General features: G+C 70.7%; 24 protein-coding genes. 10 read left to right on the top strand and 14 right to left on the bottom strand.

Annotation, left to right across the window (positions count from 1 at the left end):
- Nucleotides 1-22: 22 nt before the first annotated feature.
- Together ACBR40_RS23100 and ACBR40_RS23095 are read right to left on the bottom strand one after the other, a co-directional pair.
- A complete protein-coding gene (locus tag ACBR40_RS23100; RefSeq protein ID WP_371250065.1) occupies nt 23-1,189 on the bottom strand; it encodes a methyltransferase domain-containing protein in 1,167 nt (388 codons plus the stop codon).
- Nucleotides 1,186-1,308 (bottom strand): hypothetical protein, encoded by a 123-nt coding sequence (locus ACBR40_RS23095; RefSeq protein WP_371250064.1) that lies wholly within the window; start codon nt 1,306-1,308, stop codon nt 1,186-1,188. The genes ACBR40_RS23100 and ACBR40_RS23095 overlap by 4 nt, the downstream gene beginning before the upstream one ends.
- A 102-nt stretch (nt 1,309-1,410) precedes the next feature.
- On the opposite strand from ACBR40_RS23095, the gene ACBR40_RS23090 reads away from it, so the two are divergent.
- Entirely contained in the window at nt 1,411-2,061 is a 651-nt protein-coding gene (locus ACBR40_RS23090) for an HAD family hydrolase (protein WP_371250063.1), read from the top strand.
- 83 nt (nt 2,062-2,144) lie between these two features.
- Nucleotides 2,145-3,062, top strand: a complete 918-nt coding sequence (locus ACBR40_RS23085) for an endonuclease/exonuclease/phosphatase family protein (RefSeq protein ID WP_371250061.1) — start codon at nt 2,145-2,147, stop codon at nt 3,060-3,062.
- 87 nt (nt 3,063-3,149) lie between these two features.
- Here ACBR40_RS23085 and rdgB read toward each other — a convergent pair whose 3' ends face one another.
- Nucleotides 3,150-3,740, bottom strand: coding sequence for an RdgB/HAM1 family non-canonical purine NTP pyrophosphatase (gene rdgB / locus ACBR40_RS23080; protein ID WP_371250060.1), 591 nt, complete (start codon nt 3,738-3,740; stop codon nt 3,150-3,152).
- Nucleotides 3,737-4,456 (bottom strand): ribonuclease PH, encoded by a 720-nt coding sequence (gene rph, locus ACBR40_RS23075; protein ID WP_371250058.1) that lies wholly within the window; start codon nt 4,454-4,456, stop codon nt 3,737-3,739. The genes rdgB and rph overlap by 4 nt, the downstream gene beginning before the upstream one ends.
- Nucleotides 4,457-4,524: 68 nt before the next feature.
- Between rph and ACBR40_RS23070 the strand changes: the two genes are divergently transcribed.
- A complete protein-coding gene (locus ACBR40_RS23070; RefSeq protein WP_344209334.1) occupies nt 4,525-5,772 on the top strand; it encodes an MFS transporter in 1,248 nt (415 codons plus the stop codon).
- Here ACBR40_RS23070 and ACBR40_RS23065 read toward each other — a convergent pair.
- The 3 genes from ACBR40_RS23065 to ACBR40_RS23055 all read right to left on the bottom strand — a co-directional run bounded on the left by ACBR40_RS23065 (nt 5,757) and on the right by ACBR40_RS23055 (nt 8,349).
- On the bottom strand, nt 5,757-6,509 hold the full coding sequence (locus ACBR40_RS23065; RefSeq protein ID WP_329583981.1) for an MBL fold metallo-hydrolase: 753 nt from the start codon (nt 6,507-6,509) through the stop codon (nt 5,757-5,759). The genes ACBR40_RS23070 and ACBR40_RS23065 overlap by 16 nt on opposite strands.
- A complete protein-coding gene (gene murI, locus ACBR40_RS23060) occupies nt 6,506-7,444 on the bottom strand; it encodes a glutamate racemase (RefSeq protein ID WP_344209338.1) in 939 nt (312 codons plus the stop codon). Before murI ends, ACBR40_RS23065 begins: the two co-directional genes overlap by 4 nt.
- 113 nt (nt 7,445-7,557) lie before the next feature.
- Entirely contained in the window at nt 7,558-8,349 is a 792-nt protein-coding gene (locus tag ACBR40_RS23055) for a thioesterase family protein (protein WP_344209340.1), read from the bottom strand.
- Nucleotides 8,350-8,460: 111 nt separating this feature from the next.
- Between ACBR40_RS23055 and ACBR40_RS23050 the strand changes: the two genes are divergently transcribed.
- Nucleotides 8,461-8,787, top strand: coding sequence for a hypothetical protein (locus tag ACBR40_RS23050; RefSeq protein WP_344209342.1), 327 nt, complete (start codon nt 8,461-8,463; stop codon nt 8,785-8,787).
- An 87-nt stretch (nt 8,788-8,874) separates the two neighbouring features.
- On the top strand, nt 8,875-10,671 hold the full coding sequence (locus ACBR40_RS23045) for a DUF3352 domain-containing protein (protein ID WP_371250057.1): 1,797 nt from the start codon (nt 8,875-8,877) through the stop codon (nt 10,669-10,671).
- Nucleotides 10,672-10,720: 49 nt separating this feature from the next.
- On the opposite strand, the gene ACBR40_RS23040 is transcribed toward ACBR40_RS23045, so the two are convergent.
- The 5 genes from ACBR40_RS23040 to clpS all read right to left on the bottom strand — a co-directional run bounded on the left by ACBR40_RS23040 (nt 10,721) and on the right by clpS (nt 13,358).
- A complete protein-coding gene (locus ACBR40_RS23040; protein ID WP_344209346.1) occupies nt 10,721-11,668 on the bottom strand; it encodes a cysteine synthase in 948 nt (315 codons plus the stop codon).
- A 1-nt stretch (nt 11,669) separates the two neighbouring features.
- The gene (locus ACBR40_RS23035) at nt 11,670-11,945 is read right to left on the bottom strand and encodes a MoaD/ThiS family protein (RefSeq protein WP_020546633.1); all 276 of its coding nucleotides are present in this window, start codon (nt 11,943-11,945) and stop codon (nt 11,670-11,672) included.
- Between the two features lie 145 nt (nt 11,946-12,090).
- Complete coding sequence (locus tag ACBR40_RS23030) at nt 12,091-12,492, bottom strand: M67 family metallopeptidase (RefSeq protein WP_344209349.1); 402 nt, start codon at nt 12,490-12,492, stop codon at nt 12,091-12,093.
- 10 nt (nt 12,493-12,502) lie between these two features.
- A complete protein-coding gene (locus tag ACBR40_RS23025; RefSeq protein WP_329583991.1) occupies nt 12,503-13,027 on the bottom strand; it encodes a DUF2017 domain-containing protein in 525 nt (174 codons plus the stop codon).
- A 37-nt stretch (nt 13,028-13,064) separates the two neighbouring features.
- Nucleotides 13,065-13,358 (bottom strand): ATP-dependent Clp protease adapter ClpS, encoded by a 294-nt coding sequence (gene clpS / locus ACBR40_RS23020; RefSeq protein WP_026215058.1) that lies wholly within the window; start codon nt 13,356-13,358, stop codon nt 13,065-13,067.
- 46 nt (nt 13,359-13,404) lie between these two features.
- Between clpS and ACBR40_RS23015 the strand changes: the two genes are divergently transcribed.
- From ACBR40_RS23015 to ACBR40_RS23005, 3 genes are all read left to right on the top strand, one after another.
- Entirely contained in the window at nt 13,405-14,688 is a 1,284-nt protein-coding gene (locus ACBR40_RS23015; RefSeq protein WP_371250056.1) for a nicotinate phosphoribosyltransferase, read from the top strand.
- 14 nt (nt 14,689-14,702) lie between these two features.
- The gene (locus ACBR40_RS23010) at nt 14,703-15,272 is read left to right on the top strand and encodes an isochorismatase family protein (protein WP_364448861.1); all 570 of its coding nucleotides are present in this window, start codon (nt 14,703-14,705) and stop codon (nt 15,270-15,272) included.
- Nucleotides 15,273-15,403: 131 nt separating this feature from the next.
- Nucleotides 15,404-15,919, top strand: coding sequence for a hypothetical protein (locus ACBR40_RS23005; RefSeq protein WP_371250055.1), 516 nt, complete (start codon nt 15,404-15,406; stop codon nt 15,917-15,919).
- A gap of 6 nt (nt 15,920-15,925) precedes the next feature.
- On the opposite strand, the gene ACBR40_RS23000 is transcribed toward ACBR40_RS23005, so the two are convergent.
- Nucleotides 15,926-16,303: an STAS domain-containing protein gene (locus ACBR40_RS23000; protein WP_344209360.1), complete on the bottom strand. Its 378-nt coding sequence runs from the start codon at nt 16,301-16,303 to the stop codon at nt 15,926-15,928.
- A gap of 141 nt (nt 16,304-16,444) precedes the next feature.
- A complete protein-coding gene (locus ACBR40_RS22995; RefSeq protein WP_344209362.1) occupies nt 16,445-16,669 on the bottom strand; it encodes a hypothetical protein in 225 nt (74 codons plus the stop codon).
- A gap of 328 nt (nt 16,670-16,997) precedes the next feature.
- Here ACBR40_RS22995 and ACBR40_RS22990 point away from each other — a divergent pair, with 328 nt between their 5' ends.
- The gene (locus tag ACBR40_RS22990) at nt 16,998-18,104 is read left to right on the top strand and encodes a helix-turn-helix transcriptional regulator (protein WP_344209364.1); all 1,107 of its coding nucleotides are present in this window, start codon (nt 16,998-17,000) and stop codon (nt 18,102-18,104) included.
- Entirely contained in the window at nt 18,094-19,269 is a 1,176-nt protein-coding gene (locus tag ACBR40_RS22985) for a hypothetical protein (RefSeq protein WP_371250054.1), read from the top strand. Before ACBR40_RS22990 ends, ACBR40_RS22985 begins: the two co-directional genes overlap by 11 nt.
- The last annotated feature ends 34 nt before the right edge of the window (nt 19,270-19,303 follow it).

Raw genomic sequence — 19,303 nt, 5'->3', positions numbered from 1 at the left:
CCACCCGGTTCTTACGCGATGGTTACGAGATCCCCAGCCCCTGGCAGGCCGGCCTCCGGCGAGGGCCGATGGGCGTCCGGGGGGTGTCGAGCCAGAGCCGCTGCCCCTCACGATCGACGGACATGCCGAACCGCTCCAGCCCCGGCTCCCCCAGGCTCACCCACTGGAAGTACGCGCGGGTCACCTCCTCCCAGAGATGGCGGTCGCCGAGCTCGTACACCCATGACTCGCCGTCGGGCTCGTAGATGGCGACGCCCCAATGTCCGGGGTCGCCGGGGTCGAGGAGGAACATCCGGTCGTCGTCGTCCAGGCGCATGAGCAGCCCGGTCAGGGCCGAGATCACCAGATCAGCGCCCGCCGGCGCGTAGGTGATCGTGCGGGGATCCAGCTCGGTGGTGAACCGCCGGCCGCTGCCGTCGTCCGGGTCGCCCGGGGTGGTGGCGCTTTGGGAACGCATCATCATGTACCGGGTGTCGCAGGGGAGTCTCCCGATGGCGCTGCCGTCCGGTGTGGTGACCAGCCGCAGGCAGTGGTCGGAGTCGAATCCGGGCGAGTACGGGGTGACGATGACCGCGCCGGGGCGGCACTGCTCGACCCAGGCGTAGGGAACGGTGTGGACCGCGCAGGTCACGTGCACGCGGTCGTACGGTGCGCCCTCCGGCCGGCCGTCCGCGCCGTCGCCCACGATCAGGTGCGGGTGCACGCCGGCCGCCGCGAGGTTCTTCGCCGCCTGCTCGGCGACGGCCGGGTCCACTTCGACGGACGTGACCCGGGACGCGTCGCCGACGAGGTGGGCCAGCAGCGCGGCCGTCCATCCGGTGCCGGTGCCGACTTCGAGTACACGGTGTCCGGGCTCGGGGTGGAGTTGCGTGAGCAGGTCGACCACCGTGCCCGGCGAGGAGTTGGAGGAGGTGTAGCGGCCTTCCACGTCGCGGATGTCCGTCGCGCCCATGTCGAGCTGCGTCACGATGGCGGACGGCCCGTACACGGTCGCCCACCACGCTTCAGGGTCGCTGTCGCGGTCGATGAGCCGGGGGCCGGCCTCGGTCAGAGCGACCCCTACGTGGGGGACGAACCGGTGCCTCGGCACGGCACGCAGCGCGTCGATGATCGCGTCGGCGATCGGGGCGCGGGTCTCGCTGATCGCGTCGATCATGCCGTCGATGGCCAGGTCGAGGTCAGGTGTCACTTCTTCGGACCGCCGCCGTGCGAGCCTCCCTTGCCGCCGTCACTGTCACCTTCGTTCTTGCCGGGCGCGGACGGCTTGAACGGCTTCAGCTTGGACTCGTCACCCTTGTGCTTGCCCATGTGATGTCCTCCTACAACTAGACGTATGCTTTCCGCCACCATACGACTACCGTCAGTCATCCACAAGTCGTCGTCGAGCCGCTCGTGCATAAGATCGGCGGCGTGCAGCGCCTCGCTCTCTTCGACCTTGACCGAACCCTCGTCGACCTCGACACCGCGTTCCGCAGTTGGGCCAGGGAGTTCGCAGAGCGACGGCGCTTGGGCCCCGAGGGACTGGCGTGGCTGATCGCCCTGGATCGGGAAACGCACCCGCGTCGCGACATCTTCTTCAGCAGGGTGCGCGACCACTTCGCGTTGGCGGAGCCGGTCGAGGAGCTATGGGCCGGCTACCGGCAACGCATGCCTCACCTCGTGCGGTGCTATCCAGGCGTCCTGGCAGGCGTTGCCGACCTGCGAAGCGCCGGCTGGCTGGTGGGGATCGTCACCAACGGCATGGCGGACAACCAGCTCGGCAAGCTGCGCCGTACCGGTCTGGCCGACGCGGTCGACGGCTACGCCGTTTCGGGAGCCGAGGGCATCCGGAAGCCGGAGCGCGGCCTGTTCGAGATCGCCGCTCAGCGGTGCGGGGCCGGCCTCGCCGAGGGCGGATGGATGGTCGGCGACAGCCTCGTCGCCGACGTCGAAGGAGGGCAGGCCGCCGGGCTCCGCACGATCTGGATCGACCGGGGAACCTGGCCGGATCACAACCACCAGGCCGACCATGTGATCGCCGACATCTCGGAGGCATTCGTCATCATGCGGGACGCACTCTGACCACGGTGTCGTCGCGCTCGGTGGCGCTCCGGTCGCTGTCGTAGGCGATGCCGGAAGTGCCGGGAGCCTGCGAAGATCGCAGCGTGCCGATCTTCCGTGTCGTCCTGGTCGCCGTCGCCGTGCTGGTCGCCGCCGTCCTGGCCTTCCCTCAGTGGGTGCCGAACGGGGTCGGGCGCCTCGGCAGCCTGGTCGAGACGTTCCTGCCGTGGCTGGCGCTGGCCGTTCCCGTGCTGCTCGGCCTGGCCTGGTGGCGGCGTTCCACGGCGGGCGCGCTGGCCGCGCTGCTGCCGCTCGCCGCCTGGCTCACCCAGTTCGGCGGGCATCTGCTGCCCCGAGGGGAGCAGCCACCTCACCTGGTTGCCGTGCAGCACAACGTCAGTGACGAGAACGCCGACCCGGCCGGCACGGCGCGCACGCTGATCGCGGCCCGGCCGGATGTGATCGGCCTGGAGGAACTCCTGCCGGCGGCCCTGCCGGCCTGGGAGGACGCGCTGCGCGCCGACTATCCGTATCGGACGGTGCACGGCACCGTCGGCCTCTGGTCCCGCCACCCCCTCGCGGAAGCCGCGCCGGTGGACATCCGCCCACCCGGCGTCGGCCCGGACTGGAACCGCGGGCTGCGCGCCGTCGCCCGCACCCCGCATGGCGACATCGTGGTCTACGTCGCCCACCTGCCCTCCGTACGCATCGGCCTGGAGGGGTTCGACGCCGTACGCCGGGACGAGAGCGCCCGCCGGCTCGGCGCGGTGCTGGCCGCCGAACCGCTCGGCCGCGTCCTGCTGCTGGGCGACCTCAACAGCACCGTCGACGATCGCGGGTTGCGTCCAGTCCTCTCGCTGATGACGGCCCCGCCGAGCGATTTCGCCTTCAGCTGGCCGGCTCGCGTCCCGCTGGCGCGCATCGACCAGATCCTGGCCCGCGCGATGACGGTGAGCGAAATCCACTCGCTGCCGAGGACGGGCAGCGACCACCTGCCGATCGCCGCCCGCATCCGCCTGTGACATCACAGGAGCCCGGTCAGAGGCCCCTCACGCCCCAGACGCGCTTCACGCCAGGGCCGGCGGCGATCCCGATCAGCGCAGAGACGATCAGGTGGCGAGCAGGTCGCGCACCAGCGGCGCGAGCGCCCGGAAGGCCCGCCCCCGGTGGCTGATGGCGTCCTTCTCCTCGGGGGCCAGCTCGGCGGTCGTGCGCTGCTCGCCCTCGGGTACGAAGATCGGGTCGTAGCCGAAGCCGTGCTCGCCGCGCGGCGTCCTCACCAGGTGCCCCGGCAGCGTGCCCTCGACCACGCGCTGCTCGCCGGACGGCAGCGCCAGCGCCGCGACGCACGCGAAGTGGGCGCTCAGCTTGTCGTCGGGCACGTCGGAGACCTGGGCGAGCAGCAGGTCGAGGTTGGCGCGGTCGTCGCCGTGCCGCCCGGCCCAGCGGGCGGAGAAAACGCCCGGCATGCCGTTGAGCACGTCGACGCAGAGCCCGGAGTCGTCGGCGACGGCGGGCAGACCCGAGCCCAGGGCGACGGCGTGCGCCTTGAGCAGGGCGTTGTCCTCGAAGGTGACGCCGGTCTCGGCGACGTCGCCGATCTCGGGGAACTCCTCCAGCCCGACGATGTCGAAGCCGGACAGGATGCGGCGCAGCTCGGCGATCTTGCCGGGGTTGCGGGTGGCGAGGACGATCCTCATGACTCCAGGGCCTCCTGCTGGATGAGCGTCAGCTCCTCGCACCCGGCCACGGCGAGGTCGAGCAGCCGGTCGAGCAGGGCGCGGTCGAACGGGGCGCCCTCGGCGGTGCCCTGCACCTCGACGAAGCTGCCCTCGCCGGTCATGACGACGTTCATGTCGGTCTCGGCGGCGACGTCCTCGGTGTAGCAGAGGTCGAGCATCGGCACCGAGCCGACCACCCCGACGGAGACGGCGGAGACCGAGCCGATCAGCGGGTCGCCGGGGCACATGCGGCGCTCGCGCATCCAGGCGACAGCGTCGGCCAGCGCGACGTAGGCGCCGGTGATCGCGGCCGTACGGGTGCCGCCGTCGGCCTGCAGCACGTCGCAGTCGAGCAGCACCGAGTTCTCCCCGAGCGCCTTGTAGTCGACGCAGGCGCGCAGCGAGCGGCCGATCAGGCGGGAGATCTCGTGGGTGCGCCCGCCGATCTTGCCGCGGACCGATTCGCGGTCGTTGCGGGTGTTGGTCGCCCGCGGCAACATCGCGTATTCGGCCGTGACCCAGCCCTGGCCGCTGCCCCGCCGCCAACGCGGCACGCTGTCCTGGACGGAGGCCGCGCAGAGCACCCGCGTGCCACCGAACTCGACCAGCACCGAACCTTCGGCATGCGCCAGCCAGTTGCGGGTGATCGTGATGGGACGGAGCTGGTCAGGGTTGCGGCCATCCTGTCGGGACATGCAGATCACCCTATCTCCGCCCCACGACGCTCTTGACCAAATGTGTCGGCCACATGGATCCTTACGCAATGACAACGGGGGTGTTGCGCAACCCTGACTTCCTCCGGTTCCTCAGCTCACATCTGGCCAGCGAACTCGGGGCGAACATCTCCCGGGTCGCGCTTCCACTGGTGGCCGTACTCGTGTTGCATGCCGGGCCGGCCGAGGTCGGCCTGCTCACGGCGTTGCAGACCACCGCCTATCTGGTTATCGGCCTGCCCGCGGGGGTGTGGGTCGACCGGATGCGCAGGCGGCGCGTGATGATGGCGTCCGACCTGGCCAGGTTCGTGCTGGTCGGGAGCGTTCCGGTGGCGGCGGAGCTGGGTGTGCTGACGATGCCGATGTTATGCGTGGTCGCGCTGCTCGCGGGCACCGCTCAGGTGTTCAACGACGTGGCCGACCAGACGTACCTGCCGAGACTCGTACGAGGACCGCAGCTCGCCGACGGCAACGCGAAGCTGGAGACCGTGCGCGCGGCGTCGTTCCTGTCCGGGCCCGCGATCGGGGGCGCGCTGGTGGAGCTGGTCGGCGCCTCGCGCACGATCGCGGCCACCGCGCTCGGCTCGCTCGCCTCGATGCTGTTCCTGACCACCATCAGGACGCCGGACGAGCCGCGCCGGGCGGACGGGCGTGAGCCGCTGCTGCGGGGCATCCGCGAGGGGCTGGCCTTCCTGTGGCAGGACCGGCTGATGCGGATGTTCACGGCGTCGTCCGCCATCTCCAACCTGTCGGTGAGCGGCGTGCTCGGCCTGTCGGTGCTGTTCCTCGCCGACGTGGTCAGGCTGGAGCCCGGCCTGCTCGGCGCGCTGCTCACCGCCGGCGGCGTCGGCGGCATGGTGGGCGGGCTGAGCGCGGGGCGGCTGTCGCGGCGGCTGGGGGCGGCGCGGGTGACCTGGCTGGCCGCCGTGATCGTCCCGCCGTTCTGCCTGCTGCTGCCGATGACGCAGGCGGACTGGCGGGCGTCGTTCTTCGCGGTCACCTCGTTCGCGATCTCGTACGCGGCGGCGATGAGCAACATCGGCCAGCTCACCTACCGGCAGACCGTGACCCCCGAGCACCTGCTCGGCCGGGTCAACGGCTCGGTGCGCTTCCTGGTGTGGGGCACGATGCCGGTGGGCGCGCTGCTCGGCGGGCTCATCGCCGCGCAGCTCGGCGTCCGTCAGGCGCTGTGGATCCTGCTGACGGGCCGGGCGCTGGCGTTCGTGCCGCTGCTGTTCTCGCCGCTGCCGCGGATGCGGGAGTTCGACGAGGCGGGCGAGGTTCAGGCGAGGTCGTAGACCGCGCCGCTGCGGGCCAGCTCGATCGGGCCGCCGTAGCCGCCGCGGCCGGCCTCGGCGAGCACCTCGGCCTGGTCGTTCCACGGCACGAGGTGGGTGAGGACGAGCCGGCCGACGCCGGCCGCGGCGGCGTGCTCGGCGGCCTGGCGGCCGGTCATGTGCAGGCCGGCCGGCAGGTCGGGCCGCTCGACGAACGACGCCTCGCACAGCAGCAGGTCGGCGTTCTTGGCCAGCGTGACCAGCTCCTCGCACTCGCCGGTGTCGCCCGAGTACGCGACCACGCGACCGTTCGCGGCCACCCGGAAGCCGTACGCCTCCACGGGATGGTTGACCAGCCCCGCGGTGACCGTGAACGGGCCGAGCTCGAAGCTGCGCGGCTCCAGCGGCACGAAGTCGAACGCCGTCTCCAGGCCGGGCTCGTCCGGCATGCCGTACGCGGCCGCCAGCCGGGCGGGCGCGTCGGCCGGCGCGTGCACCGGCAGCACCGGGTAGGGCGCCCGCGGCCCGTAGGTGCGGGCGACGTGGTAGCCGCAGAGGTCCAGGCAGTGGTCGGCGTGCAGGTGGGAGAGGCAGATCGCGTCCACGTCGTACAGCCCGATGTGGCGCTGGAGCGCGCCGAGCGCCCCGCTGCCGAGGTCGAGCAGCAGCCGGAAGCCGTCGGCTTCGAGCAGGTAGCAGGACGCGGGGCTGTCGGGGCCCGGGTAGCTTCCGGAGCAGCCGACGACGGTCACCTTCATGTGGGCTCCTTCTCGTTGCGACGCTCGGCGGCGTCGCGGCTCGGCCGCGCGGCTCGGGCGTCCAGCACCCCCCAGCCGCCGCCGAGAGCGGCCAGCGGCGCGGGCGCCGGACGGGCCGGGCGGCCGTTCACGGTGGTACCCCCCACGGGTGCGACTTCGACCGCGTCGATCTCGGGCCCCAGGAACCGCCGCCCGAGGCGGGCGAAGAGCCGGGGGTCGCCGGTGGCGAGGAAGCGGTGCCGGGGGGTGGTCCCGCCTCCTGACGCCAGGCCGCGGTCGTGCAGGATCCGGTAGACGTCCTTGGCCGTCTCGTCGGCGCTGGAGACCAGCGTGACCTCCTCGCCGGCGACGTACGAGATCGCGCCGGCGAGCAGCGGATAGTGGGTGCAGCCGAGGATGAGAGTGTCGCACCCGGCGGCCCTGACGGGCTCCAGGTAGTCGCGTACGACCTCGATGAGCTCGCCGCTCATCGTCTCGCCTCGTTCGACGTACTCCACCAGGCGTGGGGCGGCCACGCCGGTGAGCTGCACGTCGGGAGCCGCGGTGAAGGCGTCGTGATAGGCCATGGACTCGATGGTGGCCCTGGTGGCGATCACGCCGACCCTGCCGTTGCGGGTCGCGCGCACGGCGCGCCTGGTGGCGGGGTGGATCACCTCGACGACGGGCACGTCATAGCGCTCGCGGGCGTCGCGGAGCACGGCGGCGCTGGCGCTGTTGCACGCGATCACCAGCATTTTGACGTCGAGCTCGACGAGGTGGTCCATCACCTCCAGCGCGCAGGCGCGGACCTCGGGGATGCTCTTCGGCCCGTACGGCTGCCGGGCCGTGTCGGCCACGTAGGTGATGGACTCGTGGGGAAGCTGGTCGATGATCGCGCGGGCGACCGTCAGGCCGCCGACCCCGCTGTCGAATATCCCGATGCTCGTGTCCGGCACGCTTCAGAGGGTAGGCGACCTGGGCGATCAACACTGCGTAAGAATGCTCACATGTGCGACTCGTGAGCAGGATGCGATGTCGCCTTGGTCACATCCGTACCCTTCGCCGCCGGTCAGCCCCTGCCCACCCGGGCGAGCTGGCGGGACTGCGCGACCAGGCGGCCGGTGGAGTCGCGCACCTCGACCTCCTCGTCGAACCAGCCGTCGGAGATCATCCGGCCGCCGCCGATGAGCGTGAGCCAGCCGGGGGCGGGCAGGGCGCGCAGGTGCCAGGTGAGGTCCACGGTCGGCGCCCAGCCGCGCGCCCCGGCCGAGAAGACCACGGGGGGCAGGGCGTCCACGGCCAGCGCCAGCACGTACGGGTCCGGGTCCTGCGGCTCGGCCATGCGGAAGTAGGCGCGCGACTCGGGGCGGCCGGTCGGCTCGCCCTTGAGCCAGCCGATCGTGGGCGGGTCGAAGCGCAGGTCCATCTGGGCGTTCAGCGTCATGCCGGACTCGGGCTTGGGGTCGGGGAGCCTGAGGCAGTCCTCGACGGGCGGCATGGGGTGGACCTCGTCGTCCTGGTAGTCGGGGGTCGCGCCGCTGAGCGTGGCGGTGGTGATCAGTCCCTCGATCTTGGCCGTGCCGTCCTGGACGAGCGTGACACGGGCGAACGCGGCCGTCCGGCCCGCCTTCAGCGGCTCCACCCGCACCTGCGCGGGGCCGGGGACGGGCGCCTTGAGGAACTGCGCGGTGGTGCTCACGGGGTGCTCGAACGGCGAGGCGTCGACCGCCGCGCGCAGGATCACGGCCATGAGGTAGCCGCCGTTGAGCGGGCCGCCGATCGAGTAGCCGGTGTCGAGGCACACGTCGTACGTGGTGTCGTCGATCTTGATCGCCTGCGTTGCCTCGTCGAACTTCGTCATCCGCCTCACCCGTGAAGTCTGGAACTATGTTCTAGTCGCCCCATACTCTACGGCATCCCCACATCCGCGCGCCTACCTGGGGAAACGTGATCGGACTGAGACAGTTTGATCATGGCAACTGTTACCCATCTCATCGGCCAGGCCGTCTGGGACGCCAACGGGGTGTGGGTCGGGCACGTGGTCGACATCCGGGTGGTCCGGCACAAGGGCGAGCTCCAGCAGAGTCACACGGTCTACGGGCTCGTGGTCTCCCAGGTCCGCGCCCCGCTCCTGCTCGGGCTCACCCGCGAGCGCGAGGGGCGTTCGCCCTGGGTGTCGAAGGCGCTCGCGCGGGTGCTGTACGCCGGATGCGCGTTCGTCCCCTGGGCGCACGTGGAGGACTACGGCGGGGGCGAGGTGCACATCAGCGTCTTGAAGGGCGAGCTTGACCGCGTGTAAGGGCGGGATCCAGCGTTCTGCAAGCGCCTGATAAGCAGCAGGCACTATGTTCCGATGTGGCCAGAAGTCCACATTGTGAGTGAAGTGATGTCTGCGAATAACCCCCCTTACGGTGCTGGGCAGGATCCTGACCGCACCCAGGCATACAACTGGAACCAGGGCCAGCCCTATCCGCCACAGCAGGGCCAGCCGTCGCCCCAGCAGCAGCTTCCTCAGGGCGGCTGGCAGCAGGAGCAGATCCAACAGGGCCAGTACGGCCCCCAACACGGTCAGCAGCAGTACGGGCACCAGGGCCAGTCCGGCCAGCAGCAGTACGGGCAGCAGCCCCAGTACGGCCAGCCGGGCCAGTACACCCAGCCCCAGTACGCCCAGCAGGGCGCCTACGCCCAGCAGGACCTCTACGGCCAGCAGCAGGGCTGGCAGCAGCAACAGCAGCCGCCCGCGCAGCCCCCGAAGAAGGGCCGCAAGAGCTGGCTCGTCGCGGGCGCCGCGGCCCTCGCCGTGGTGGTGCTCGGCGGCGGCGCGGTCTGGGCCGTGGGCGCGCTCGGCGGCGGCGGCACGCAGCCGGCCGACGTCCTGCCCGCCAACGCGATCGCCTACGCCCGCCTCGACCTGGACCCCGCCGCCAACCAGAAGCTGGCGCTGTTCCAGCTCGCCAGGAAGTTCACGGTCACCAAGGACGCCTTCTCCGGCGAGGACCCGCGCAAGGCGCTGTTCGACACGCTGAACAAGGACTCGGACGGCAAGCTGGACTTCGCCAAGGACGTCGACCCGTGGCTGGGCAGCAGGGTCGGCTTCGCCGCCGTGCCCTCGGGCAAGGACGAGCCCGACTTCGCGGTGGCCGTCCAGGTCAAGGACCAGGAGCAGGCCAAGGCCGGCATCGCCAAGCTGATGGAGGGCGACAAGTACGGCATCGCCTTCCGCGACGACTACGCCCTGCTCACCCCGACCCAGGCGCTGGCCGACAAGTACGCGCGCGCCGACGGCAGCCTGGCCGACAACGCCGAGTTCAGCGACGACATGGGCGCCGTCGGCGAGCAGGGCGTGCTGTCGTTCTGGACCGATATGGGCGGCCTCATCGACCTGGCCGGCAAGGAGATCCCCGCCGACCAGCGCGCGGCGGTCGAGCAGGCCAAGGACGCCCGCTTCGCCGGCGCGCTCCGCTTCGACAGCTCCTACGTCGAGCTGGCCGGCACCGTGCGCGGGGCCAAGGGCATGACGCCGGAGGGCGACCTGCCGCAGGCGAACCTCGGCACGCTGCCCGCCTCCACCGCGGGCGCCCTGTCGATCTCCGGCCTCGACCAGGTGGTCACCAAGCAGTGGGCGGAGATCGAGAAGCAGGCCACGGCGACCGGCTCGGCCGAGATCACGCAGCTCCTCCAGCAGGCCAAGACCAAGTACGGCCTCAGCCTGCCCGGCGACCTCGCCACGCTGCTCGGCAAGAACCTCACGGTCGCGGTCGACTCCGAGGGCCTGAGCGGCGACCAGCTCAAGGCGGGCGTGCGCATCGCCACCGACCCGGCCAAGGCGCAGGCCGTCTTCGAGAAGGTGCAGCAGGCGATGACGGCGAGCGGCCAGCCCGCCCCGAAGATCGCCAAGGTCACCGGCGACGGCGTCTTCACGGTGGCGACCAGCGACGCCTACGCCAAGTCGCTGTCGGAGGAGGGCACGCTCGGCGACTCTGAGACGTACAAGACCGCGGTCGCGGACGGCGACGAGGCCAACTACGCGCTCTTCGTGGACCTCGACAAGGTGGAGAGCCTCTACCTGGAGTCCATGGACGGCGACGACAAGGCCAACCTGCAGGTGCTGCGGGCCGTGGGGCTGAGCGGCAAGATGACCGACTCGGAGGCGACGTTCTCGCTCCGGGTACTGTTCAACTGACCCTCGCGTGATGAAGGGCGGCCCTTCGGGGCCGCCCTTTCTCGTGCGCTCAGGCCCAGAGCTGGCCTTCGAGGCGTTCCTCGGCCTCGTCCAGGGTGCCTTCGTAGGCGCCCGTGGACAGGTATTTCCAGCCGCCGTCGGCCACCACGAAGACGACGTCGGCCCGCTCGCCGGCCTGGACCGCCTTCTTCGCCACGCCGAGCGCGGCGTGCAGCGCGGCCCCGGTCGAGACGCCGGCGAAGATGCCCTCGGCGGCCAGCAGCTCGCGGGTGCGCCGCAGCGCGTCGGCCGAGCCGACCGAGAAGCGCGTGGTCAGCACCGACTCGTCGTAGAGCTCGGGGATGAAGCCCTCGTCCACGTTGCGCAGGCCGTAGACCAGCTCGCCGTACCGCGGCTCGGCGGCCACGATCCGCACGTCGGGCACCCGCTCGCGCAGGAAGCGGCCGACGCCCATGAGCGTGCCCGTGGTGCCGAGCCCCGCCACGAAGTGCGTGACGGTGGGCAGGTCGGCGAGGATCTCGGGGCCCGTGGTCTCGTAGTGGGAGCGCCAGTTGGCCGGGTTGCCGTACTGGTAGAGCATGACCCACGACGGGTTGTCCGCGGCGAGCTGCTTGGCGACGCGGACCGCCTCGTTGGAGCCGCCGGCGGCGGGCGAGGAGATGATCTCCGCGCCCCACATGCGCAGGAGCTGGCGGCGCTCCTCCGAGGTGTTCTCCGGCATGACGCAGATCAGCTTGTAGCCCTTGAGCTTGGCCGACATGGCGAGCGAGATGCCGGTGTTGCCGCTCGTGGGCTCCAGGATCGTGCAGCCGGGCGTGAGCAGGCCGTCCTTCTCGGCCTGCTCGACCATCCAGAGCGCGGGCCGGTCCTTGATGGAGCCGGTCGGGTTGCGGTCCTCCAGCTTGGCCCAGATCCGTACGTCATCGGACGGCGACAACCTCGGCAGGCCGACGAGCGGCGTGCGGCCCACCGAGTCGATCAGCGATTCGAAACGCATGTCATCCGCCGGCGACGGCGGGGAGGACGGTCACCGTGTCACCGTCGGACACCGGGGTGCCGAGCCCGCCGAGGAAGCGCACGTCCTCGTCGTTGAGGTAGACGTTGACGAAGCGGCGCAGGCCGCCGGCCTCGTCCACCAGGCGGTTCTTGATGCCCGGGTGGTTGGTCTCCAGGTTGGTGATCAGCTCGTCCAGGGTCGCGCCCTCGGCGTTCACGGCCTTCGCGCCGTCGGTGTAGTTGCGAAGGATCGTCGGAATGCGAACCTCGATGGCCATCGCGGTCAGTCTCCTCATGAGTGGTCTGTCGTCGTCCAACGGGCGTCAACGCCCAGGGTGTGGCAGGTGTTCCACGCTCAGCGACAGTCGTAGACGACGACGGCCGGAGTGTGCGCGAAGAGGAAGCTCTGCACAGGCCGGACCATCATGGGAGGAACTCTACCTCTTCCTCCGTTACCACCCCATCGAGGATGCGGAAGGAGCGGAACTCCGTCTCGCCCTCCTCGCGCGTCGAGACCAGCACGTAGTGGGTGTCGGGCTCGGAGGCGTAGGCGATGTCGGTGCGCGACGGGTAGGCCTCGGTGGCCGTGTGCGAGTGGTAGATCACGACGGGCGTCTCGTCGCGGTCGTCCATCTCGCGCCAGACGCGGAACTGTTCCTTGGAGTCGAAGCGGTAGAAGGTCGGCGAACGCTCGGCGTTCTCCATCGGGATGAACCGCTCGGGCACACCATTGCGGCCGGCGATCACCCCGCACGCCTCGTCGGGATGGTCGGCCCGGGCATGGGCGACGATCTTGTCAGCGAGTTCCTGCGCGATCGACAGCATGGCCCGGAAGTTACCAGAGGGCCCGGACCAGGCTGTCCTGGAGGTAGGTCAGCCAGTCGTAGGTCACGTACGCCGGGTAGCGGGGGTCGTCCTCGGACATCATCGCGATCTCGTCGTGCACCTCCTCGGTCACCTCCAGCTTGGTGCCGAGCGTGAGGCGGACGTCGTTGAGCGCGCGCAGCCACGCCTGCGCCTGCTCCGGGGTCAGCTCGAAGCGGCCGGGAGCGGCGGTGTCGTGGACGGTCTGGGCGTCGGCCCGCTTGCCCTCGCGCAGCGTCGCCTCGGTGTAGCGGCGGAACTCGGAGGCGTCCTTCTCGTCCTCGTACGCCGAGGGGAACAGCCGCGCCAGCACCGGGTCCGACGGCGCCTCGCCCCCGCCGATGCCGAGCGCCCGCTCCAGCGGATCGTCGCTGGTCTCCCCCGGCGGCACGAGGCCGAGCATCATCGACACCAGCGAGCGCAGCAGGGAGATCTCCGCGGCCTCGAACCGCGCGACCACCCGCCCGCCCTCCCCCGGCGAGAACCCCGAACTCACCCGCACCTCTTCACGCGCGTCGAGAGCGTCATACGCCCTACTTGACCGAATCCGGCTGGAGCGTCGCCCACAAGCCGTAGGAGTGGAGAATCTGCACATCGCGCTCCATCTCTTCGCGCGTGCCGCTGGACACCACGGCCTTGCCCTTGTGGTGCACGTCCAGCATGAGTTTTTCGGCCTTCTCCCTGGTGTAGCCGAAGACCGTCTGGAAGACGTAGGTCACGTAGGACATCAGGTTGACAGGGTCGTTCCACACGATGGTTACCCAGGGCAGATCGGGCCGGACGTCCGATGACGGACGCTCGACGGCGATTGGAGCGGTGGTACCCACATCCGCAAGTCTGCCCTATCTGAGTCGTAGTCTTCGAGTCGTGACAATGACCATGAGCACTGCGTTGCTCACAGATCACTATGAGCTGACGATGCTGCAGGCGGCCCTGCGCAGCGGCGCGGCGCACCGGCGCGCGGTCTTCGAGGTGTTCGCCCGCCACCTGCCGGGCGGCCGCAGGTACGGAGTCGTCGCGGGCACCGGGCGTGTCCTCGACGAGCTCGAACGCTTCCGTTTCGGTGACGAGGAACTCACCTTCCTGCGCGATCACCGGGTCGTCGACGAGGCCACCCTGGCGTTCCTGGCCGACTACCGGTTCACCGGCAACATCTGCGGCTACCAGGAGGGCGACCTCTACTTCCCCGCCTCCCCCATCCTCGTCGTCGAGGGGACCTTCGCCGAGGCCGTGCTGCTGGAGACGCTGATCCTGTCGATACTCAACCACGACTGCGCGATCGCCTCGGCGGCCTCCCGCATGGCGAACGCGGCCGGCGAGCGGCCCCTCATCGAGATGGGCTCGCGGCGTACGCACGAGGACGCGGCCGTGGCGGCGGCCCGCGCGGCCTACATCGCGGGCTTCGCCTCGACCTCCAACCTCATGGCCGGCCATCGGTACGGCATCCCCACCGCGGGCACCGCCGCCCACGCCTTCACGCTGCTGCACGACAGCGAGCGGGCGGCGTTCGAGGCGCAGATCGCCTCGCTCGGCGCCGCCACCACCCTGCTGGTGGACACCTACGACGTGGCCGAGGCGGTGCGCACGGCGGTCGAGCTGGCCGGGCCCGAGCTGGGCGCGGTCCGCATCGACTCCGGCGACCTCGCCGCCGCGGCCCAGGAGGTACGCCGGCAGCTCGACGCGCTCGGCGCCTTCGACACCCGCATCCTCGTCACCTCCGACCTGGACGAGTACGCCATCGCCGCCCTCGCCGCCGCCCCCGTGGACGGTTACGGCGTCGGCACCTCGCTGGTGACCGGCTCCGGGGTGCCGACGGCGGCGCTGGTGTACAAGCTGGTGGCGCGCGAGACCGCGAGCGGCGATCTGGAGGCCGTGGCCAAGCGCTCGGTGGGCAAGCCGTCGCGGGGCGGGCGCAAGGACGCGTACCGGCTGCTCGACGACTCCGGGCACATCGAGACCGAGCTCATCACCACCGGCGGCCCTGCTCCCGCGGGCGGCATACCCCTGCTGCGCGACCTGGTGCGCGACGGCAAGGTGATCGGCAGGGAGTCCCTGGACGAGGCCCGCGAGCGCCACCGGCGCGCGGTCTCCACCCTCCCCCTGGAGGCCCTGCACCTGGGCAGGGGGTACGCGGCCATCCCGACCGAGTTCGCGTGACGTATCGTGCTCTTATGGGCACCGCGCTGATCATCGTCGATGTGCAGAACGACTTCTGCGAGGGTGGCAGTCTCCCCGTGGCCGGCGGTTCGGCCGTGGCGGCGGCGATCACCCGCCACGTGAGCGAGCACGGCTACGACCACGTGGTGGCCACCCGCGACTACCACGTCTCCCCCGGCGAGCACTTCGCCGAGTCCCCCGACTACGTCTCCTCCTGGCCCGCCCATTGCGTGGCGGGCACGCCGGGCGCCGACTTCCACCCGTCGTTCGACGTCTCGGCGGTGGAGGAGGTCTTCAGCAAGGGCGCGTACACCGCGGCCTACAGCGGCTTCGAGGGCGAGAGCGGCGACGGCGTCACGCTGATCGACTGGCTGCGCGAGCGCGGGGTGGACGAGGTGGACGTCGTCGGCATCGCCACCGACCACTGCGTGCGCGCGACCGCGCTCGACGCCGTGAAGCACGGGCTCACCGTGCGGGTGCTGCTCGACCTCACGGCGGGGGTGTCGCCGGAGACGACCGAGGCCACGAGGGCCGAGCTGGAGCGGGCGGGCGCCACGCTGACGGGGGCTCCCGTTACGGGCTGACCGCAACCGCTGTTCACGTTGCGTACGCGCTTCGCAACGCAGCGGTCATGTGATAATCAAGAGGATGAACCCTCTCCGGAGCCGCAGTAGTACGGAGAGTGACACATGATCCTCTATCTCGAAGGTTTCCCATGCTGGCCCTCTCACTCGGGGCGGCCTGGCTGCTCCTCGCTCCGCTGAGCCTCTGGCTCCTGTTCCGAGGCCGTCCGCTGGAGCGAGCGGGCGCGATCGTGACCCTGCTGCTGCTGGAGGCCGGCACGATCGTCATGGGCCGGCTCGCCGCGCCGCAGGCGACCCCCGACCACACGGTCGTGGCCCACGACGTCCCGCCGGCGGAGGCGTCCTGCGCGGGGCGCGCCCCCACCCCGCGCTCGGCCCGGCTGGGCACGAGCCTCGTGCTGACCTGGGCGGCGCGGCGCCACGAGTGCGACACGGCGGAGGTCGCGATGCGCTCGCAGGGCCGGCGGCTGCTGGTCTGGCTGCACACCGGACATGCCGCCCCGACCGGCGGCGGGCGGCTCGCCTACACCCTGCCGGTGCACGTCAAGGGCCGCATCGCGGCGGTCACGGTGCCGCTGCCGAAGGACGCCGCCCGCGTCCCGGTCGACGGCCGCAACGGCCGCCGCATCCCGCCGCCGCGCGGCTGAGCGACGTCAGGGAGCCGCGACCGCGAGCCGCAGCGCGTCGTCGAACTGCGCGAACACCTCGAACGCGTGCCGCAGCCCCGTGATCGACAACACCCGCGCCATCACGCCCTGCACCCCGCCGAGCAGCAGCCGGGTGCCCCGGGCCTCGCAGCGCTGCATGACGCCGACGAGCTCGTTCATGCCCATCGAGTCGCAGAACTGCACCTCGGCGAGATCGAGGATGAGAAACGGCGGCGGCGGCAGCTCCCAGACGAGCTCCAGGTGCTCCCGCAGCAGAGGCACCGCGTTGACGTCGAGCTCGCCTTCGAGCCGAAGGATCACGGCGTTGCGCGAGAGGCCGGAAGAGACGTTGAGCGTCGATTTTCGGTTGGCCTCATATGACATGGGCGGGAGTCCTTCTGCGCATCAACGCGAGCCAAGAGAGTTGTTGCCGCTTCTGCCGGGTCTCTAACGGAAGGTCACTGCTCTGTGGCCAAATGCGTATGGTTCAGACCCGGCGGGTGCGAGGCGGCCGAATGACACCTCTTACGTCAGCCCGCTGACGACGAGGTAGGCGAGGACCAGCACGACGAGGAACACGAGCAGGACGGCGGTGCCGCTGATCACCACCAGCACCCGGGTCCGCCGGGCCGTCCAGCGGATGGCGGCCACCACGGAGGTGATCAGCATGGTCAGGAGCAGCAGGGAGACGCCTCTGCTGCCGGCGGTCTGGAGAGCGGTCAGGACAAGGGAGGAAGCCGAGAACATCATGAGGTGATCCCTGTACGGAGACGAGAAACTGGGTGAGGGGGCCGCTCCGGGGTGGGGTGTGGGAGGAGTCGTCAGCTCGCGGCCTGAACCATCTCACCTCCATTAAGTTAACTTCAGTTTATTAACCGCGAACTTATTGCTTGAATGATTCCCTGGCTGAAGCCGGGCATTCCTTCCCATCGGTGAGAGATGTCTGGCTAGACTGTTGTCTTTCGTGCGCGACGTTTCCCTACGTAGCGCACGTGTTTGGGCCTAGCTGCGAGTTCTCTGCAGATTTCGCGGTGAGGTGTATGTTCACTAGAAATTGCTGAAGTTGAATGAGGCAGGCATGAGCGGCGACGATTCCGCGCGGACCGCGCTGGCCCGGCGTCTGCGTGAGCTCCGCGACAGCCACTGGCCGGACCTGCGGGTCACCCAGGCGCAGCTGCGGGAGGCGTTCGGGGTCAGCGTCCCGCTGATCTCCTCCTGGGAGTCCGCCACCACGGCCAAGATCCCTCCCCTGCACCGCTTGGAGAAGTACGCCGCCTTCTTCGCGACCCGGCGCTCGCTCGCGGGCGGCGTCGCCCGCGTGCCGTCGCTGTCCGAGCTGACCTCCGACGAGCTGGACGAGCACAAGAAGCTGCTGGCCGAGCTGACCCGGCTGCGCCAGGCGGCCCTTCGCCACCAGGTCGCGGCGGAGGGCGGCGGTGCGGGCGGGACCGGTGACGCCCTGCTGGCCGGCCCCTGGCACTTCCCGGAGGGCGAGCCGATCACGATCATCTGCTCGCAGGTCCCGGAGGAGGAGCGGGCCAGGATCCCGTTCGCCGTCCCGACCCAGGGCGACTACATCGAGCTCTACAAATACTCCGACCTCGACTCCTTGTTTGAGTTATGGGGGCATCTGCGGGCCGCCAACCCGCACAGCCAGGTGACCCTGCGCGCCACCGAGGACCTGCGCTCCGACGACCTGACCACGCACGTCGCGCTGCTCGGCGGCGTCGACTACAACGAGGTCACCGCTTCCACGCTGGCCCGCATGTCCGACCTGCCGGTGCGGCAGGTGTCCGACTGGGACGGCGAGCGGGGGCCGTACTTCGAGGTCGGCGAAGGGGGCGACACGCGCAGGCACCACCCCGTGACCGTGCGCAACGGCGATAGTGTACGACTGCTCGAAGACGTCGCCTTCTTCTACCGCGGCGTCAACCCGGACAACCACGAGCGCACCTTGACCATCTGCAACGGCATGTACGCCAGAGGCGTCTACGGCGCGGTCCGCGCGCTCACCGACGCGCGCTTCCGCGACCGCAACGCCGCCTACCTTCGCGACCGCTTCGGCGACGCGCAGTCCTACAGCATCCTCATGCGCGTCAGGATCGAGGGCCGGGCCGTGGTCACACCCGACTGGACCCAGGAGTCGTACCGGCTGCACGAGTGGCCGGACGCCCGTGAGGCATGACAGGCCGCGCGGCGGCGGCGAGCACCACCACGGCTCGCACCGGCACCTCATCGACATTCTCGAAGCCGGCGAGGAGCCGGCGCACGGCCGGGGCGCCATCGACGCGATCATCGTCCCGACGATCCGGCATCCGCGCTGGCTGACGTACGCGACCCGGCTCGCCCTCGACCTCGGCTGCCACCTGGTGTCGCTGCACAGCCGCAACTGGAGCCGGGCCAGGGAGGCGGCCCGGGCCATGCCGGACGGCCTGCGCTACATCAGCGCCGACGTCGACCACGTGGACCGGCTGCGGCTGCCCGACTTCGAGACCACGGCCGTGCTGCGGGACACCCCGTTCGCGCGGACGACCGACCTCAGCGCCAAGCGGAACACCGGGCTGCTGCTGGCCCGGCTGCTCGGCTGGCGGCGGATCGTCTTCCTGGACGACGACATCGAAGTGGGCCGCCAGGCGGACGTCGAACGGGCCGCGGCGCTGCTCGACACGTACGACGTCGTCGGCATGCACATCGGCGGCTATCCGGACAACTCGGTGGTGTGCCACGCGCATCGCCTCACCGGCGGGCACCAGGAGTCGTTCGTGGGAGGGGGCGCGCTGGCCGTCGCCGTCGATCCCGGGCGCACGCCCTCCTTCTTCCCCAACGTCTACAACGAGGACTGGTTCTACCTGCTGGGCGAGCGGAGACTGCGCCGCCTCGCGGTGGCCGGGCAGGTCAGGCAGCGGCCGTACGACCCGTTCGACCGGCCGGTGCGGGCGCGCGACCAGGAGTTCGGCGATGTGCTGGCCGAAGGCGTCTACTGGCTGCTGGACGGGGATCCGACGGCCGAATGGGGATCGGCGGCCGACGCCGCGTACTGGAGGGACTTCCTCGCCAGGCGGCAGCGCTTCGTCGAGGACGTGCTGAGCCGGGTACGCCGCCTGCCCCCGGGGCCCCGGCACAACCGGCACGCGATGGAGAACTCCCTGCTCGCCGCGCTCGGCCGGCTGCGCCGCATCGAGCCGGAGCTGTGCGCAGGCTACCTGAAGGCGTGGGCCGTCGACCGCGAGCGCTGGGCGGCGCACCTCGACGAGCTCCCGCACCTGGAGTTCGCCGCCGCGGACGCGGTCAAGTGGCTGGTGAAGGACGGCGAGCGCGGACTGCATTGGTACGGTTCCGTGGCGGGTTGACCGGTTTCGGCAAGATTCGTGGCACCGCCCTCCG

Origin of the sequence: Nonomuraea sp. AD125B (genome assembly GCF_041402765.1) — a bacterium.
Lineage (GTDB): Bacteria > Actinomycetota > Actinomycetes > Streptosporangiales > Streptosporangiaceae > Nonomuraea > Nonomuraea bangladeshensis.
The sequence above is the reverse complement of the archived record's forward strand: the minus strand, read 5'-3'. Positions and strand labels throughout refer to the sequence as shown.